Origin of the sequence: Streptomyces sp. NPDC050988 (genome assembly GCF_044456225.1) — a bacterium.
Taxonomy (GTDB): Bacteria; Actinomycetota; Actinomycetes; order Streptomycetales; family Streptomycetaceae; genus Streptomyces.
On record NZ_JBITFQ010000026.1, the window covers coordinates 64,350 to 82,015 of the forward strand.

Consider the following 17,666-nt stretch of genomic DNA (forward strand, 5'->3'; position numbering starts at 1 on the left):
GGCCCCGGAGACGTCGTCCTCCGGTGCCACCCGCGAGGCACGACCGGAACTGCCTCCTCCACCCCGCACCCCCGAATCCAATCCCGCACCCCTGAAACCGGACGACACCCGCACTCGCACCCGCATCAACCAGGAATCGCACGGGTCCAACGCACGCCGGAACACCCCCGGTTCGTCGTCGCACGAACCTGAACCACCCCCGAGGAAGCCTCTTGAACGCCATCCCCGCACCCGACGGCCACCCCTACACCCACGAGCGAGGAGGGCGCGGCACACAGGCCCCGCTCGGGTCGGGGGCCGAATCGGTCCCCAGGCAGAAGACCGGATCCCAGGAGTCCGAACGGCTGCGCGGCGCCACCACCGACCTGCTGGAACACCCCGACCCCCACACCGCGGCCCAGGCCGCCGCCATCGAGAACCTGCTGCGCTGCTGGGTACGCGAGCACGACCTCGCCGCCCCCGACGACGGCACCCTCCGCATCCCCCTTCCCGCGAGCGGCACAGCGCTCGTCGTTCCCGTCCACTACTGGTCCCCCACGGGATGGCACCGCCTCGGCCCTCCCTACCTCTCCGACGCCCCGGATCAGGCACCTCCCACAGACGCGGTCACCCTCGCGGCCCTCCTGGGACGCGAGACCCCGACGACCGGGGCTCCCACCCAGCCCACCGCCCTCACCGCCCCGGACACTCCCACCGCGCCAATCGACTCGGAAGCGACGGACGGCCCTGCCGAGCCCCACGCCTCCGTCGCCACGCACACTCCTGCCGAGCCCCACGCCTCCGACGCCACGCACGCTCCTGCCGAGCCCCACGCCTCCGACGCCACGCACGCTCCTGCCGAGCCCCACGCCTCCGACGCCACGCACGCTCCCGCCCACGCCCACGACTCGGCCGACGGCGGTGACCTGGTCGGCCGAGTCGCCGACTCCGTACGGCGGACCGTCGTCTTCATCACGGACCGCAGGGAGAATCCCGCCGACGGCCCCGACCTCTTCCTCTCTGCCGAGCAGGCACTGCTGCTCGGCCACCCGCTGCATCCCACTCCGAAGAGCCGGGAGGGACTCTCCGCGGCCGAAACCCGCCTCTACTCACCCGAGTTGCGCGGCTCCTTCCCCCTGCACTGGATGGCCGTCGCCCCCTCTGCGCTCGCCACCGACTCGGCCTGGACCGAGCGAGGCCGCCTGGTGCCCGCAGAGCAGCTCACGCCCCGGCTCGCCGGTGCCGGACTACGGTTGCCCGACGGATACTCCGCGCTGCCGATGCACCCCTGGCAGGTCCGCGAGATCCGCCACCGCCCGGATACGGCGAAACTTCTGGACGCCGGACTGCTCCTGGACCTCGGTCCCCATGGCTCTCCGTGGCACCCCACCTCCTCCGTACGCACCCTCTACCGCTCCGGCGCCCCCGCGATGCTGAAGCTGTCGCTGGGCCTGCGCATCACCAACTCCCGGCGGGAGAACCTCCGCAAGGAACTCCACCGCGGTGTCGAGGTCCACCGCCTGCTGCGGAGCGGCCTCGCGGAACAGTGGCAGGCGGCCCACCCGGGTTTCGACATCGTCCGGGACCCGGCCTGGCTCGCGGTGAACGACCCGGACGGCAACCCCGTGCCCGGCCTCGACGTGATGATCCGCCACAACCCGTTCACGCCGACGGACGACGTCTCCTGCGTCGCCGGACTCGTCTCGCCCAGGCCCCAAGCCCCGCCCACCGGACAGCAGCACCCCGAGCAGAGCAGGACCACGACACGGGCCAGGCTCACCGAGATCGTCACCCGGCTCGCCGGACGCACGGGTCGGCCGCGCGGTGCCGTCGCCGCCGAGTGGTTCCTGCGCTACCTGGAGCAGGTCGTCCGCCCCGTCCTCTGGCTGGACAGCGAGGCGGGCATCGCGCTGGAGGCCCACCAGCAGAACACCCTGCTCCTGCTGGACCAGGAAGGGTGGCCTACGGGCGGCCGCTACCGCGACAACCAGGGCTACTACTTCCGCGAGTCCCGGCGCGCGGAACTGGACAAGCGCCTTCCCGGCATCGGCGATCTCAGCGACACCTTCGTCTCCGACGAGGTCACCGACGAACGCTTCGCCTACTACCTCGGCATCAACAACGTGCTCGGCCTCATCGGAGCCTTCGGCTCCCAGCGGCTCGCCGACGAACGGCTGCTGCTCGCTGCCTTCCGCCGGTTCCTCGCCGATGTCGCCTCGGGGCCCGCCGCGCTGCGCACCGCCCTGCCCGCCCAGCTGCTCGACTCACCCGTTCTGCGCTGCAAGGCCAACCTGCTGACCCGGCTGCACGGCCTCGATGAACTCGTCGGTCCGGTCGACACCCAGTCCGTCTACGTCACCATCGCCAACCCCCTTCATTCCTGAGGAACATGACCCACCCCGTCTCCTGAGAGGAGCGTCGCCGTGCCTCCCACCGATGCGAGCACCGACGCCGGTACCGCCCCCTACACCACCGCCGGCAGCGACACGGGTCCCGGCGCGGACACCGAGGACACCCTCGATCTGCGCCTGCCCGACGAACTCCTCGCGCTCTTCGCCGAGAAGGCCGAGAAGGCCGGGGGAGCGAAGGGCCGGGCGGCCGGAGGAGCGAACGCCGAAGCGGCTGTGGGAGCCGCGGAACGGGCAGAGCGGAACGGCGGGGGCCGGAGCACGGTCGGCCCGGCGCCGGGCACAGCGTGGCCCACCCCGGTCGCCCCGGCCGGTGACGACCTCCTCGACCGCGTCGGCGACTGGGGACCGACCGCCACCGCCGCAGGCGTCTTCCACCTCGTCCCCGTGGACCTCGACCGAGACCTCCCGCTCATCAGCCGCTGGATGAACGACCCCGCCGTGGCCGCCTTCTGGGAGCTCTCCGGACCCGGGACGGCGACCGAGGACCACCTGCGGGCCCAGCTCGGCGGCGACGGACGCAGCGTCCCCTGCCTCGGCGTGCTGGACGGCACGCCGATGAGCTACTGGGAGATCTACCGGGCGGACCTCGACCCCCTGGCCCGTCACTACCCCGCCCGCCTCCACGACACCGGTATCCACCTCCTCATCGGTGGTGTCGCCAATCGCGGGCGTGGACTCGGCACGACTCTGCTCAGAGCCGTCTCCGATCTTGTCCTCGACCGTCGTCCCTCATGCGCACGCGTCATCGCTGAACCCGACCTCCGCAACATCCCCTCCGTGTCCGCCTTTCTCAGTGCCGGCTTCCGGTTCTCCGCCGAGGTCGATCTGCCCGACAAGAAGGCAGCCCTCATGGTCAGGGACCGGGCCCTGCGCGATCTGTTGTAGCGCCGTCACTTTTAGTACACCGCTCGCCCCGATCAGGTTCCCAGTCGAGGAGTCCCCGTGCCGAACCCGTCCGCCGCCCCGACTCCCGGAGAGCCGTCGTTGCTCTACGACCCGCCCGAACTGAGCCCGGAGCGATGGGAAAGAGCGGGGCGCCGCCTGCTCGCCAAGATGATCGGGGAGTTCGCGCACGAGGAGATCCTGGTACCCGAGGCGGACGGAAGCCGCCCCAGTGCGGCCGAAGCAGCCCCCTGTCCCACCGAGACCACGGCACCGGCCGGAGCCCCGGACCCCAGAGGAGACGATTCGCCGCCCGTCGCAGCCGCCGATGAAGAGTGTTCGTACACCCTCCGCCTCGATGCCGGCGGCACCATCGCCTTCCGCGCCCGCCGCGGCGCGTACGACAGCTGGCAGGTCGATCCCTCTTCACTCACCTTGACCGAGGCAACGGGAGCGACCGGCGAGACCGCGGGACCGGAATCCGCACGCCCCTACACCGACCCCCTCGACTTCCTCACCCGCGCCCGCGCCACCCTCGGGCTCGACGGCGCCACCCTCGGGCATGTCATCAGGGAACTGACCACCACACTCGCGGCCGACGCGCGCCTCGACCACACAGCTCTGCCCGCCGCCCGGCTCGCGGACCTCGGATACGCCGAGCTGGAAGGCCATCAGACGGGCCACCCCTGGATCGTCCTCAACAAAGGCCGCCTCGGATTCTCCGCCACGGACGCCGCCCACTGGGCACCCGAGGGCCGCAGAGGGACGGCCCTGCCGTGGATCGCGGTGCACACATCGCTGGCCACATATAAAGGCGTCGCGGGCCTGGAGACCGCGGACGAGCTCTACGCGCGCGAACTGGACCCAGCCACCAGGGGGTCCTACGACGCCGCACTACGCGCGCGTGGGCTCACGCCGGGGTCGTACCTCTACCTGCCGGTGCACCCCTGGCAGTGGAACGACGTCGTGCTGCCGCTCTTCGCACCCTCCGTCGCCGCCGGAGCCATCGTGCCGCTGCCCCCGGACGCCGATTTACGCCTGCCCCAGCAGTCGGTCCGTACCTTCCTCAACACCTCACGCCCGGACCGGCACACCGTCAAACTGCCGCTGTCCGTCCTCAACACCCTGGTGTGGCGCGGCCTTCCGACGGAACGCACACTCGCGGCACCGGCCGTCACCGCCTGGATGCACGGCCTGCGAGACGCGGACCCCTTCCTGCGCGACACCTGCGGGGTCATCCTTCTCGGCGAGGTCGCGTCCGTCACGGTCGGGCACCCCGTGTACGACACCCTTCCGGAAGTCCCGTACCAGTACAAGGAGTTGCTCGGCGCGATCTGGCGTGAGCCGCTCTGCCGCCATCTGGCGCCCGGCGAACGTGCCCGCACCTTGGCCGCTCTGCTGCACACCGACCCCGACGGCCGCGCCTTCACGGCAGAGCTCGTCGAGCGCTCCGGGCTGGCCCCGCGGATTTGGTTGCGCCGTCTTTTCGCCGCGCTGCTGCCGCCCTTGCTGCACTTCCTCTACCGCTACGGCACTGTGTTCAGCCCACATGGCGAGAACGCGATCGTTGTCTTCGACGACCACGATGTACCCGTCCGACTCGCGGTGAAGGACTTCGTGGACGACGTGAACGTCAGCGCCGAGCGGCTTCCTGAGCACGCGTCCATGCCGGACGACGTAAGGGCCGTTCTGCTCACGGAACCGGCCGCCTTCCTCACGCAGTTCATCCACTCAGGGCTCTTCGTCGGCGTCTTCCGCTATCTGGCACCGCTCTGCGAGGCACAAGTGGGTGTTCCGGAGGCCGAGTTCTGGTCGCTCGTCCGGGCGGAGATCCTCCGTCACCACAGGCTCTTTCCCGAGCTCAAGGAGCGCTACGAAACGTTCGACCTGCTCACTCCGCGTATCGAGCGGCTGTGCCTCAACCGCAACCGACTGCACCTGGACGGCTACCGTGACCGCCCCCAGCGCCCGCACGCCGCCGTGCACGGCACCGTTCCGAACCCTCTGCACCAGCCATGATCGCGTCCCTCGCCTCGGCCTTGATCGCCCGGTTGTCAGTGCCGCCCCGTAGGGTGGTCGGGCTATGACAGAGCCCTCACTCCCCGAACTCCTGCATGCCGCCGTCACAGCCGTCGGCGGTACGGAGCGCCCTGGCCAGGTGACCATGGCCGAAGCCGTCGAGCAGGCCATCGACGACGGCTCCCATCTGCTGGTCCAGGCCGGCACGGGTACCGGAAAGTCGCTCGGATACCTGGTGCCCGCGCTCGCGCACGGGGAGCGGGTGGTCGTGGCGACGGCCACCCTGGCGCTCCAGCGCCAGCTCGTGGAGCGGGACCTGCCGCGCACGGTGGACGCGCTGCATCCGCTGCTGCGCCGCCGCCCCGAGTTCGCGATGCTCAAGGGCCGGTCGAACTACATGTGCCTGCACCGCCTTCACGAAGGCGTCCCGCAGGACGAGGAGGAGGGCCTCTTCGACCAGTTCGAGGCGGCAGCTCCCACCAGCAAGCTGGGCCAGGACCTGCTGCGGATGCGGGACTGGGCGGACGAGACCGAGACGGGCGACCGCGACGATCTCACCCCCGGTGTCTCGGACCGGGCCTGGTCGCAGATCTCGGTGTCCTCCAGGGAGTGCCTGGGCGCCTCGAAGTGTGCCTACGGAGCGGAGTGTTTCGCCGAGATGGCCCGCGAGCGCGCCAAGCTCGCGGAGGTCGTCGTGACCAACCACGCCCTCCTCGCGATCGACGCCATCGAAGGCGCCCCGGTCCTCCCGCAGCACGAGGTGCTGATCGTGGACGAGGCGCACGAGCTGGTCTCCCGCGTCACCGGAGTCGCGACCGGCGAGCTCACCCCGGGCCAGGTCAACCGCGCCGTGCGCCGCGTCGCGAAGCTCGTCAACGAGAAGGCGGCCGACCAGCTCCAGACAGCCGCCGAGGGCTTCGAGCGCCTGATGGAGCTCGCTCTGCCCGGCCGCCTGGAGGAGGTCCCCGAGGATCTCGGGTACGCGCTGATGGCCCTGCGGGACGCCGCGCGTACGGTCATCTCGGCGATCGGCGCGACTCGCGACAAGTCCGTCAGCGACGAGGACGCGGTCCGCAAACAGGCCCTCGCCTCCGTGGAGTCGGTCCACGACGTGGCGGAGCGGATCACGAACGGCTCTGAGTGGGACGTCGTCTGGTACGAGCGGCACGACCGCTTCGGTGCCTCCCTGCGGGTCGCCCCGATGTCCGTGTCGGGCCTCCTGCGCGAGAAGCTGTTCACGGACCGCTCCGTCGTCCTGGCCTCGGCCACGCTCAAGCTCGGCGGCGACTTCAACGGCGTGGGTGCCTCACTGGGCCTGGCCCCGGAAGGCGTCCAGGGCGAGGACATCCCGCCCTGGAAGGGCATCGACGTCGGTTCACCGTTCGACTACGGCAAGCAGGGCATCCTGTACGTCGCGAAGCACCTCGCGCGGCCCGCGCGCGACAGTGACCGCGGGGACATGCTCGACGAGCTCACCGAGCTGATCCAGGCAGCCGGCGGCCGCACGCTCGGCCTGTTCTCCTCGATGCGGGCAGCCCAACTCGCCGCCGAGGAACTGCGCTCCCGCATCCCGGAGTTCCCCATCCTGCTCCAGGGCGAGGAGACACTCGGCGAGCTGATCAAGAACTTCGCGGCGGACCCGAAGACCTGTCTCTTCGGCACGCTCTCGCTCTGGCAGGGCGTGGACGTCCCGGGCGCCAGCTGCCAGCTGGTCGTCATGGACAAGATCCCCTTCCCCCGCCCCGACGACCCGCTGATGAGCGCCCGCCAGAAGGCGGTCGAGGACGCCGGGGGCAACGGCTTCATGGCCGTCGCGGCCACCCACGCGGCCCTGCTGATGGCCCAGGGCGCCGGCCGTCTCGTACGGGCGACGGGGGACCGCGGTGTGGTCGCAGTGCTGGACCAGCGGCTCGCCACGGCACGCTACGGCAGCTATCTGAAGGCGTCACTGCCCGACTTCTGGTTCACGACGGACCGTAACCAGGTGCGCAGGTCCTTGGCCGCCATCGACGAGGTGGCGAAGGAGGCGGAACAGAACGTAGCAGCGGAACAGACGACCGAAGAGGCGAAGGCAGAGGCGTAGACGTCAGTGGGCTGCCCCGGTCTCGGCCGGAGCAGCCCACTGACGTGCGCACGTGGGGACAGCACAGGGCCCCGGAACCGGCGCAGGGGTCCCGGGGCCCGGTCAGGGGCGGAGTCAGATCCGCCGCAGTACCGCCACGACCTTGCCGAGGATGGTCGCCTCGTCGCCGGGGATCGGCTGGTACGCGGAGTTGTGCGGGAGCAGCCACACGTGGCCGTCCTCGCGCTTGAAGCGCTTGACCGTGGCCTCGCCGTCCAGCATGGCCGCCACGATGTCGCCGTTCTCCGCGACCGGCTGACGGCGGACCGTCACCCAGTCTCCGTCACAGATCGCGGCCTCGATCATCGAGTCTCCGACGACCTTCAGGACGAACAGCTCGCCGTCACCCACCAGCTGCCGGGGCAGCGGGAACACGTCCTCGACCGACTCCTCGGCGAGGATCGGGCCACCGGCGGCGATCCGGCCGACCAGCGGGACGTACGACGCGGCCGGCTTGCCCGCCGTGTCGGTGGGCTGCGCGGTGGACTGGTCGGATCCCCGCACCTCGTAGGCCCGCGGTCGGTGCGGGTCGCGGCGCAGGAAGCCCTTGCGCTCCAGTGCCATCAGCTGGTGTGCGACCGAGGAGGTGCTGGAGAGGCCGACGGCCTGTCCGATCTCCCGCATCGACGGCGGGTATCCGCGCCGCTGCACAGAGTCCCTGATGACCTCGATCACCCGGCGCTGCCGGTCGGTGAGTCCCGAGCTGTCCGCCCGGATACCTGGAGGTCGGCCCGGCAGGGAGCGTGTGGGCTTGGGCCCCTCCTGGTTCACTTCATTCATGGCATGCACCGGCTCAAATCGGCCCTGGGAGCGGTCCTGGGCAGTGATGGTGGCACTGTCTGCGGTGGTGGTCACGTCGGCCCCTCTCGTTCGTCTCCCTGCTGGACAACGGTAGTTGCTTTCGAAAGGTTGCGCCAAACACACGTTCGAGTGAAAAAGTGTGGATGGCCTGACGCGATCACGTGTCTGGGTGTATGGCTAACGCTGCACCGGGCGGACAAAAGCGCTCATTGCTGTACTCTTCACCGCCGGGGCGATGGCCTTGTGGGCCTGAGCGGGGCGAGGGTCAGTCTGCCACCAGGTGTTCCCTCGGCCGGGAACCGGCCCCCTGCCCCTGCGGCGCCCACCGTATCTCCGTACGCCTCTCACGGGTATGGCCGTGCGGCACATGCCAATACGGTGCGACACGCGCGCCGGGTGTGAATTTACGAGCCAATCCCCACATCTAGTGGTTGGATTGCAACAGCAGCCCAGAAGTTGTGGTCCCCCGGTCTTCCGGACCCATGGTCATCGCCTATGCTGGGGGCTGCTTCGAGGGGCTCAAGGGCCCTGACGAGGCTATTGAGTCGTGCTTGTGAAGGAGGGTTGGAGTCCGATGCACTGCCCCTTCTGCAGGCACCCCGACAGCCGTGTCGTCGACAGCCGTACGACGGACGACGGTACGTCGATCCGCAGGCGCCGCCAGTGTCCCGACTGCTCCCGTCGTTTCACGACCGTGGAGACGTGCTCGCTCATGGTGGTCAAGCGGTCCGGAGTCACCGAGCCCTTCAGTCGTACCAAGGTCATCAACGGCGTGCGCAAGGCGTGCCAGGGAAGGCCTGTCACGGAGGACGCGCTCGCTCAGCTCGGCCAGCGGGTCGAGGAGGCGGTGCGGGCCACCGGAAGCGCCGAACTGACCACCCACGACGTGGGACTGGCCATACTCGGCCCCTTGCAGGAGCTCGACCTCGTCGCCTATCTGCGCTTCGCGTCCGTGTACCGGGCGTTCGACTCGCTGGAGGACTTCGAGGCCGCCATCACTGAACTCAGGGAAGAGACGCAGCACCCCGCCGCGGCCGACGAAGACGCGGGCGAGGGATGCCAGGGAATCGACCGCGGGTCCGGAGGGACTGTCGAAGTCCCCGTGCCCGCCAGCGCCGCCGACTGACGAGAGGGGCCTGCCCGGCCCGGACGGCGGCGACCACAGACCTGTTGCGAGCGGACGCGTACGCGGAGCTCGTGGCATTCAGACACACACCGTGCCACGGGAAGAACGAGGCACTTCTGGGCGTTTTAGCCCGATACAGGGAGGCGGCATGACAGAGACGGCGAGCGGTCCGGCACGGAGTTCCCGAGCCAAGGGGACGAAGGCGAACAAGGGACTGCGCATCGAGCGGATCCACACGACTCCGGGTGTGCACCCGTACGACGAGGTCGAGTGGGCGAGCCGTGACGTCGTCATGACCAACTGGCGCGACGGCTCGGTCAATTTCGAGCAGCGTGGCGTCGAGTTCCCCGCCGAGTGGGCGGTGAACGCGGTCAACATCGTCACCAGTAAGTACTTCCGCGGCGCTGTGGGCACCCCGCAGCGCGAGGTGAGCCTCAAGCAGCTCATCGACCGCATCGTGAAGACGTACCGGAAGGCCGGCGAGGACAACAAGTACTTCGCCTCGCCCGCCGACGCCGAGATCTTCGAGCACGAGCTGGCCTACGCCCTCCTGCACCAGATCTTCAGCTTCAACAGCCCGGTGTGGTTCAACGTCGGTACGCCCCAGCCCCAGCAGGTCTCCGCCTGCTTCATCCTGGCCGTCGACGACTCCATGGAGTCGATCCTCGACTGGTACAAGGAAGAGGGCATGATCTTCAAGGGCGGCTCGGGCGCCGGCCTGAACCTCTCCCGGATTCGTTCCTCCAAGGAACTGCTCTCCTCGGGCGGCAACGCCTCGGGTCCCGTCTCCTTCATGCGCGGTGCCGACGCCTCCGCAGGAACGATCAAGTCGGGCGGCGCCACCCGCCGCGCGGCCAAGATGGTCATCCTCGACGTCGACCACCCCGACATCGAGGGCTTCATCGAGACCAAGGTGAAGGAAGAGGAGAAGATCCGCGCCCTGCGCGACGCGGGCTTCGACATGGACCTGGGCGGCGACGACATCACGTCCGTCCAGTACCAGAACGCCAACAATTCGGTCCGCGTGAACGACGAGTTCATGAAGGCCGTGGAGAACGGCGACAAGTTCGGCCTGCGTGCCCGCATGACCGGCGAGGTCATCGAGGAGGTCGACGCCAAGGAGCTCTTCCGCAAGATGGCCGAGGCGGCCTGGGCCTGTGCCGACCCCGGCATCCAGTACGACGACACCATCAACGCCTGGCACACGTGCCCGGAGTCCGGCCGGATCAACGGCTCGAACCCGTGCAGCGAGTACATGCACCTGGACAACACGTCCTGCAACCTCGCCTCGCTGAACCTGATGAAGTTCCTGAAGGACGACGGCCTCGGCCACCAGTCCTTCGAGGTCGAGCGCTTCTCGCAGGTCGTCGAGCTGGTCATCACCGCGATGGACATCTCCATCTGCTTCGCGGACTTCCCGACGCAGAAGATCGGCGAGAACACCCGCGCCTTCCGCCAGCTGGGCATCGGCTACGCCAACCTCGGCGCCCTCCTGATGGCGACCGGCCACGCGTACGACTCCGACGGCGGCCGCTCCCTCGCGGGCGCCATCACCTCGCTGATGACCGGCACCTCGTACAAGCGCTCCGCCGAACTCGCCGCGGTCGTCGGCCCGTACGACGGCTACGCCCGCAACGCGCAGCCGCACCAGCGGGTCATGAAGCAGCACTCCGACGCCAACGCCGTGGCCGTCCGTGTGGACGACCTGGACTCGCCGGTCTGGGCCGCGGCCACGGAGGCCTGGCAGGACGTGCTGCGCCTCGGTGAGAAGAACGGATTCCGCAACGCGCAGGCCTCGGTCATCGCCCCGACCGGCACCATCGGTCTCGCGATGTCCTGCGACACCACCGGTCTTGAGCCCGACCTCGCGCTGGTCAAGTTCAAGAAGCTGGTCGGCGGCGGCTCGATGCAGATCGTCAACGGCACCGTCCCGCAGGCCCTGCGCCGCCTGGGTTACCAGGAGGAGCAGATCGAGGCGATCGTCGCCCACATCGCCGACCACGGCAATGTCGTCGACGCCCCGGGCCTCAAGCACGAGCACTACGAGGTCTTCGACTGCGCCATGGGCGAGCGCTCCATCTCCGCGATGGGCCACGTCCGCATGATGGCCGCGATCCAGCCGTGGATCTCCGGCGCGCTCTCCAAGACGGTCAACCTGCCGGAGTCGGCGACCGTCGAGGACGTCGAAGAGGTCTACTTCGAGGCGTGGAAGATGGGCGTCAAGGCGCTCGCGATCTACCGCGACAACTGCAAGGTCGGCCAGCCCCTCTCCGCGAAGACCAAGGAGAAGGAGAAGGCCGAGGTCACCGCCAAGGCCGAGGAGACCATCCGTACCGCGGTCGAGAAGGTCGTCGAGTACCGCCCGGTCCGCAAGCGCCTCCCCAAGGGACGTCCCGGCATCACCACCTCCTTCACGGTGGGCGGCGCCGAGGGCTACATGACCGCCAACTCCTACCCGGACGACGGTCTCGGCGAGGTCTTCCTGAAGATGTCCAAGCAGGGCTCCACCCTCGCGGGCATGATGGACGCCTTCTCGATCGCCGTCTCCGTAGGCCTGCAGTACGGCGTGCCCCTGGAGACGTACGTCTCGAAGTTCACCAACATGCGCTTCGAGCCGGCCGGTATGACGGACGACCCGGACGTGCGGATGGCGCAGTCGATCGTCGACTACATCTTCCGCCGCCTGGCGCTCGACTTCCTGCCCTTCGAGACGCGCTCCGCGCTCGGGATCCACTCCGCCGACGAGCGTCAGCGCCACCTGGAGACGGGCTCGTACGAGCCGACCGACGACGAGCTGGACGTCGAGGGTCTCGCCCAGTCCGCGCCCCGCGCGCAGGAGCTGAAGGCCGTCGCCACGCCGAAGGCCGCGGTCGAGGCGGCCAAGCCCGCCCCGCAGCAGGCCCACACCAGCGCCGAACTGGTGGAGATGCAGCTGGGCATCCAGGCGGACGCCCCCCTGTGCTTCTCCTGCGGTACGAAGATGCAGCGGGCCGGCTCCTGCTACATCTGCGAGGGCTGCGGCTCGACCAGCGGCTGCAGCTGATCCACAAACCGTGAGGGGCGGTACGGCCACCGGCCGTACCGCCCCTTCGGCGTGCATGAGTGTGTCGTGGGGGTCAGGACTCCTGGGCGCTGCCCATGATCCTGGCGAAGGTCGCCGGGTCGGCGTCGAAGCCGCGGATGTCCGATCGGAAGGTCCACTCCCCGGAGTCGTCGCGTACGAAGTCCGCGACCGTGGTGGCCGTCGACCCCAGAACGCTGCCGAAATCACCCTCGGCCAGGACGTTGTAGCCCTCGCGGATCCGCAGGCCCGGGTTGTGCACGCCGACGAAGGTCGACCGTCCGGAGCGCTGCTGGATGGCGACGCCGACGACCACGCGCGCGTACCGCTTGTCGAGGCGGGTGAGCTCCAGGGTCATCACCTCGTCCCAGCCGAAGCCCTTGCCGTCCTTGCTGTCCCGGTTGAGATAGATCGTGCCGTCCGGCGAGCGGCTGTCGAAGTGCACTACGTAGTCAGGGTCCTTGTGTGTGTCGGTCGCGAGGTAGGTGGCGGCGACGATGTCGAGATCGGTGGCCGGTTCGCCTGCGGGACTGGGATCCCATTTCACCGAGATCTCGACCTTGTTGATGCCCTTGTTGAGGCCGTTCACCGGTTCTCCCCTCGTGGTCACCCTGTGTCGGGCGCCTCAACTGCCTGGCAGGTGAGGCGTGTTGCCCATCGTGCCACGCACATGGGGGCGCTCGGGCGGCCACAGTCCGCCCGAGCGTGACCGACGCCACGTTCCTGGGCCGTACGATGGCGCGGTGCTGGTCAAGTGGATTCGCTGCACCGTGGTGGACCGCCGCGGTTTTGAACGGGGGCAGCGGAAATGGGCGGGACTTCTGGGGGAGCCGGGTTTCCGGGGGCAGGGCGGGGGCTGGAGCCGGGGAAGGCCCGGAGTGGCCCACATCTTCGCCTTCTGGGAGAGCCGTGCCTTCTACGACTCCTTCATGGCGCGCTCCCATGACCGGCTGGCCGCTGCCCAGTCGGGCACCTTCAAGGACGCGCAGAGCAAACTCTTCGATCACCGTTTCGACGTGAAGACCGGCTTCGAGCCGCGCTTCACGGAGACCGATCTGGTCCGGGTGGCGCACTGTCGCGTCCACGAGGAGCGCGCCGAGCACTTCGCGCTGATGCAGGAGAAGGTGTGGAACCCGGCGATGGCCGGCTCGCCCGGAATGGTGAGGGGCCTGTTCGGTGAGGCGCCCGGCCACGAGTTCCTGGTCCTGTCCATGTGGCAGTCGGCCGCCGAGCACGGCAAATACCGGGCCGAGCGGGTGGAGCGGCTCGCCCTGCGGGCTCAGCTGGAGGCCGACGTCGCGGCGCTCACGGGCGACATCGTCCAATTGGAACCGTCCTGGACGGTCTGAGACGCGCGCGATTTATGTGACCTGTGCCGTATGGAGCCCGTACGAGTGCTCGATCGGGCGTAACTCGATCTAGGGTTTCGGTATGGCACGTCCACGGCGCATCGTCCTTGTCCGGCACGGCGAGTCGGTGGGCAATGCCGATGACTCGGTGTACGAACGTGAACCCGACCATGCCCTGGCGCTCACCGAGAAGGGGTGGCGGCAGGCGGAGGAGACGGGTACGCGGATCCGAGAGGTCCTCGGTGACGAGCGCGTAAGCGTTTACGTCTCCCCGTACCGCCGCACGCACGAGACCTTCCGGGCCTTCCGTCTCGACCCCGGGCAGGTACGCGTGCGCGAGGAGCCGCGGCTGCGCGAACAGGACTGGGGAAACTGGCAGGACCGGGACGACGTACGGCTGCAGAAGGCGTATCGCGACGCGTACGGGCACTTCTTCTACCGCTTCGCGCAGGGCGAGTCCGGTGCCGATGTGTACGACCGGGTCGGCGGCTTCCTGGAGAGCCTCTTCCGGAGCTTCGAGGCCCCGGATCACCCGCCGAACGTGCTCCTCGTGACCCATGGCCTCGCCATGCGGCTGTTCTGCATGCGCTGGTTCCACTGGACGGTCGCGGAATTCGAGTCGCTGTCGAACCCGGGGAACGCGGAGGTGCGCATGCTCGTTCTCGGGGAGGACGGCAAGTACACCCTTGACCGTCCTTTCGAACGCTGGCGTGATCCGGAACCGTACGGAGTCACCGGATAGAGTGGCAGGGCGATGACCGCTGACTCCTCTCCCGACGGGCGCCTGGACCGCGCCCTGGCCAGCCTGCGCGGACTCGCGGTCGGGGACGCGCTGGGCTCGCAGTTCTTCGTGCCCGCGAACTATCCGCTGCTCAAGCGCCGCGGGCTGCCGCCGGGCCCCTGGCAGTGGACCGACGACACGGAAATGGCCTCCTCCGTAGTGGCCACTCTGGCCGTCCACCGCCGTATCGACCAGGACGCGCTGGCCCGCTCCTTCGCCGAGCACCACGACTTCGACCGCGGCTACGGCCCTGCGGTAAACCGGCTGCTGCGGCAGGTCCGGGAGGGTGGCGACTGGCGCGAGCTGGCCTCGGCCCTCTTCAAGGGACAGGGCTCGTGGGGGAACGGCGCGGCGATGCGGATCGCTCCCCTGGGCGCCTGGTACGCGGACGATCCGGAGCAGGCCACGCACCAGGCCGAGATCTCGGCCTACCCCACGCACCAGCACCGCGAAGCCGTGGTCGGCGCCATGGCCGTGGCCGCGGCAGCCGCGCTGGCCGCCGCGCCGGGCGGCCCGCCGCCCCCCGGGGCGCTGCTCGACGGCGTCATCGCCCTGGTGCCGCGCAGCGCGGTGGAAGCCGGTCTGCGGCGCGCCCGGGACATGCTCGACTACGGCGATACGACGACCGTCGCCGCGGTCCTCGGCTGCGGGCGGCGTACGACCGCGCATGACACCGTGCCGTTCGCCCTGTGGTCGGCGGCGCGGGCCCTCGGTGACTACGAAGAGGGCTTCTGGGCGACCGCCCAGGTCGGCGGCGACATGGACACGACCTGCGCCATCGTCGGAGGTGTCGTGGCCGCGGGGAAGGCCGGAACGCCGCCCACGGAATGGGTCGAGCGGACCGAGGCGCTTCCGGAGTGGCTGTCGGTGAGGGTCGCGGGCTGAGCGCTGTGGGTTAGGGCGGCTGGACGGGTCTGCGGCGTAGGGCTCACGATCGGCTGTCGGCGAGGGCGCCGTCCCTGCCCGTTTCCTCCCGCCCCAAGCGTCGCCACTGTCACAGCCCTGCCACAGAGGCCTGGTGACCGGCTGCGCCGCGTGTCCCACGGTTAACCTTTCCGCCACGCCGCCCGTTGATGATCACGGGCGTGCGCCGACGAGACACCGGTCCCTGGGCTTCCGCGGCGGCCACGAGCTGCGCTGCCCGGACCGGTCGGGAGGGGGTCCCGTGTCCGACACGCCGTCCGAGGCCGAGCCGAGAGGGTCGGCCTCGAAGGATTCAGTGGTGAAGCCCGGCGCCGATGCCGATGCCGATGCCGATGAGCCCGAGGTGCCTGAGGGGCCGGAGGCGCCCGCGGCCGAGGTGCCCGCGGCCCGTACCGGTGACGCGCTCTCGAAGGGCGGCTCCGTGCGGGGTGACTCCGGAGGGTCCGGTTCAGGCGGGTCCGGTTCGGGCAGGGCCGGTCCAGGTGGGCCCGGTTCAAGTGGTCCCGATTCAGGCGGGACGGGTTCAGGTGCGACCGCTTCCGAGAATCGCGATGCCGCCATGCGGGACGTGGACACGCGGGACCTCGACGAGGACGAAGAGTGGGACGGCCCCGTCGTCGAGTCCTGGTTCGCCGGCGTCCAGGCCGAGCCCCCGGCCCCCATCCGCGATGCCACGCTCTGGGCCGCCCTCGCCACGGGCGTCCTCAGCATGCTCCTGCTCGGCGACGGCCTGGCACTCAACCTCCTGCTGGTGGCGATACCGGCCGCACTCGGCGCGTACTACGCGGCTCAGGCAGCGGGCCGGCGACCGCACCGCTGGACGCTGGTGTGGGGTGTCGGAGGGCTTGCCCTGCTGAGTGTGCCGGCGCTTCGCGACGCCGACTGGCCGTCGTTCCTGGCCGTCCTGGCCGCCGTGGCGGCGGGCTCGCTCGCCCTGCACGGCGGTCGCACCTGGACAGGAGTGTTGTTCGGCCCGATCGGTCTCTACACCTCGCTGGTCACCGGTCCCCGCTGGGGCTGGAGCGGCCTGCGGGAGCGGTCCGGCGGCGCCCGCGGCAACGTGGGCCCGGTGCTGCGCGCACTCGCCGTTGCCGGGGTCCTGCTGGTGGTCTTCGGCGCGCTCTTCGCCGGGGCGGACGCCGCCTTCGCGGACCTTCTCGGCGGTCTCGTGCCGGACGCGTCGGTCTCCGGAGGGCCGTGGCACTTCGTCCTGTTCGTGATCGGAGTGGTCGGGGCGCTCATGGTGGCGCACACGGCCGCCGCACCTGTTCAGTGGGACCGCGTCGAGGTCCCGGTGGGACGCCCTCGCGGGCGCGTCGAGTGGGCGCTGCCCCTGATCGTGCTCGCCGCGCTCTTCGCGGTCTTCAACGCGGTCCAGCTCGCCGTCCTGTTCGGCGGCTACGACGCCGTACTGGAGAAGACGGGCCAGACGTACGCCGAGTACGCGCGTCAGGGTTTCTGGCAGCTGCTGCTGGTCACGCTCCTCACGCTGCTCGTCATCGTCTTCGCCCTGCGCTGGGCCCCTCGTGACAGCTCCGGCGACTGGACGCTGGTGCGTGCCGTCCTCGGAACCCTCTGCGTCCTCGCGCTCGTCGTCGTGGCGTCGGCGGTGCGGCGTATGGACATGTACGTGGAGGCGTACGGGCTGACGCGGCTGAGGATCTCCGTGGTGACTGTGGAGCTCTGGCTCGGTCTCGTCATCGTGCTCATCATGGCGGCCGGCGTGTGGGGCGCCCGCTGGCTGCCGCGTGCGGTCCTGGCGAGCGCCGCCGCGGGGGTGCTCGCCTTCGGGCTGGTGTCGCCGGACGCTCTGATCGCCGAGCGCAACGTCCAGCGGTATGAGGCGAAGGGCTCGTTCGACCTCGACTACGCGCGCGGGCTGTCGGCCGACGCCGTACCGGCTCTGGACAAACTTGATGAGCCGCTGCGTTCCTGTGCCCTTCAGCCCATCGCGCGGGACCTGGCGGGGGCGGACGAGTCCTGGTATGCGACGAGCCTGGGCGAGGCTCGCGCCCGGGACATCCTCGACGGACGGCCGCTGTCCCCCGACGCCGACTGGAACGTGTGCAACCAACTGGGCACCGAGCTGGCGTACCGCTGAGGCGGGGCGCGCACGACCGCGTACACGCCCGCGAGGAGTCCTCGTCGACGGACGCGTACGAACGACAGCGCCGGGCCGCCGTCCCCAGTACGGCGGCCCGGCCCTGTCGT

The 17,666-nt window shown here is 69.9% G+C and carries 12 protein-coding genes; 10 read left to right on the plus strand and 2 right to left on the minus strand.

The window, feature by feature from the left end; translation table 11 throughout:
• Nucleotides 1–212 precede the first annotated feature (212 nt).
• The 4 genes from ACIBEI_RS37135 (at nucleotide 213) to ACIBEI_RS37150 (ending at nucleotide 7,374) form a co-directional block, all read left to right on the plus strand.
• Nucleotides 213–2,363, plus strand: a complete 2,151-nt coding sequence (locus ACIBEI_RS37135; protein WP_398894908.1) for an IucA/IucC family protein — start codon at nucleotides 213–215, stop codon at nucleotides 2,361–2,363.
• A 39-nt stretch (nucleotides 2,364–2,402) separates the two neighbouring features.
• On the plus strand, nucleotides 2,403–3,275 hold the full coding sequence (locus ACIBEI_RS37140; protein WP_398894910.1) for a GNAT family N-acetyltransferase: 873 nt from the start codon (nucleotides 2,403–2,405) through the stop codon (nucleotides 3,273–3,275).
• 57 nt (nucleotides 3,276–3,332) lie between these two features.
• Entirely contained in the window at nucleotides 3,333–5,291 is a 1,959-nt protein-coding gene (locus ACIBEI_RS37145) for an IucA/IucC family protein (RefSeq protein WP_398894911.1), read from the plus strand.
• A 64-nt stretch (nucleotides 5,292–5,355) separates the two neighbouring features.
• Nucleotides 5,356–7,374 carry an ATP-dependent DNA helicase gene (locus tag ACIBEI_RS37150; protein ID WP_398894912.1) on the plus strand — a complete coding sequence of 673 codons (2,019 nt, stop codon included), beginning with the start codon at nucleotides 5,356–5,358 and terminating at the stop codon, nucleotides 7,372–7,374.
• A gap of 114 nt (nucleotides 7,375–7,488) precedes the next feature.
• Here ACIBEI_RS37150 and lexA read toward each other — a convergent pair whose 3' ends face one another.
• On the minus strand, nucleotides 7,489–8,268 hold the full coding sequence (gene lexA, locus ACIBEI_RS37155) for a transcriptional repressor LexA (RefSeq protein ID WP_055617269.1): 780 nt from the start codon (nucleotides 8,266–8,268) through the stop codon (nucleotides 7,489–7,491).
• A 520-nt stretch (nucleotides 8,269–8,788) separates the two neighbouring features.
• Here lexA and nrdR point away from each other — a divergent pair.
• Nucleotides 8,789–9,340, plus strand: a complete 552-nt coding sequence (gene nrdR / locus ACIBEI_RS37160; protein WP_189841084.1) for a transcriptional regulator NrdR — start codon at nucleotides 8,789–8,791, stop codon at nucleotides 9,338–9,340.
• 148 nt (nucleotides 9,341–9,488) lie between these two features.
• A complete protein-coding gene (locus ACIBEI_RS37165) occupies nucleotides 9,489–12,383 on the plus strand; it encodes a vitamin B12-dependent ribonucleotide reductase (RefSeq protein WP_398894914.1) in 2,895 nt (964 codons plus the stop codon).
• Nucleotides 12,384–12,456: 73 nt separating this feature from the next.
• On the opposite strand, the gene ACIBEI_RS37170 is transcribed toward ACIBEI_RS37165, so the two are convergent.
• Nucleotides 12,457–12,990 carry a TerD family protein gene (locus ACIBEI_RS37170; protein WP_398894915.1) on the minus strand — a complete coding sequence of 178 codons (534 nt, stop codon included), beginning with the start codon at nucleotides 12,988–12,990 and terminating at the stop codon, nucleotides 12,457–12,459.
• A 154-nt stretch (nucleotides 12,991–13,144) separates the two neighbouring features.
• On the opposite strand from ACIBEI_RS37170, the gene ACIBEI_RS37175 reads away from it, so the two are divergent.
• The 4 genes from ACIBEI_RS37175 to ACIBEI_RS37190 all read left to right on the plus strand — a co-directional run bounded on the left by ACIBEI_RS37175 (nucleotide 13,145) and on the right by ACIBEI_RS37190 (nucleotide 17,556).
• A complete protein-coding gene (locus ACIBEI_RS37175; protein WP_055617265.1) occupies nucleotides 13,145–13,750 on the plus strand; it encodes a YdbC family protein in 606 nt (201 codons plus the stop codon).
• Between the two features lie 82 nt (nucleotides 13,751–13,832).
• Entirely contained in the window at nucleotides 13,833–14,492 is a 660-nt protein-coding gene (locus ACIBEI_RS37180; protein ID WP_398894917.1) for a histidine phosphatase family protein, read from the plus strand.
• A gap of 12 nt (nucleotides 14,493–14,504) precedes the next feature.
• Nucleotides 14,505–15,416, plus strand: a complete 912-nt coding sequence (locus tag ACIBEI_RS37185) for an ADP-ribosylglycohydrolase family protein (protein WP_398894918.1) — start codon at nucleotides 14,505–14,507, stop codon at nucleotides 15,414–15,416.
• Between the two features lie 598 nt (nucleotides 15,417–16,014).
• Entirely contained in the window at nucleotides 16,015–17,556 is a 1,542-nt protein-coding gene (locus ACIBEI_RS37190; RefSeq protein ID WP_398894919.1) for a DUF4153 domain-containing protein, read from the plus strand.
• The last annotated feature ends 110 nt before the right edge of the window (nucleotides 17,557–17,666 follow it).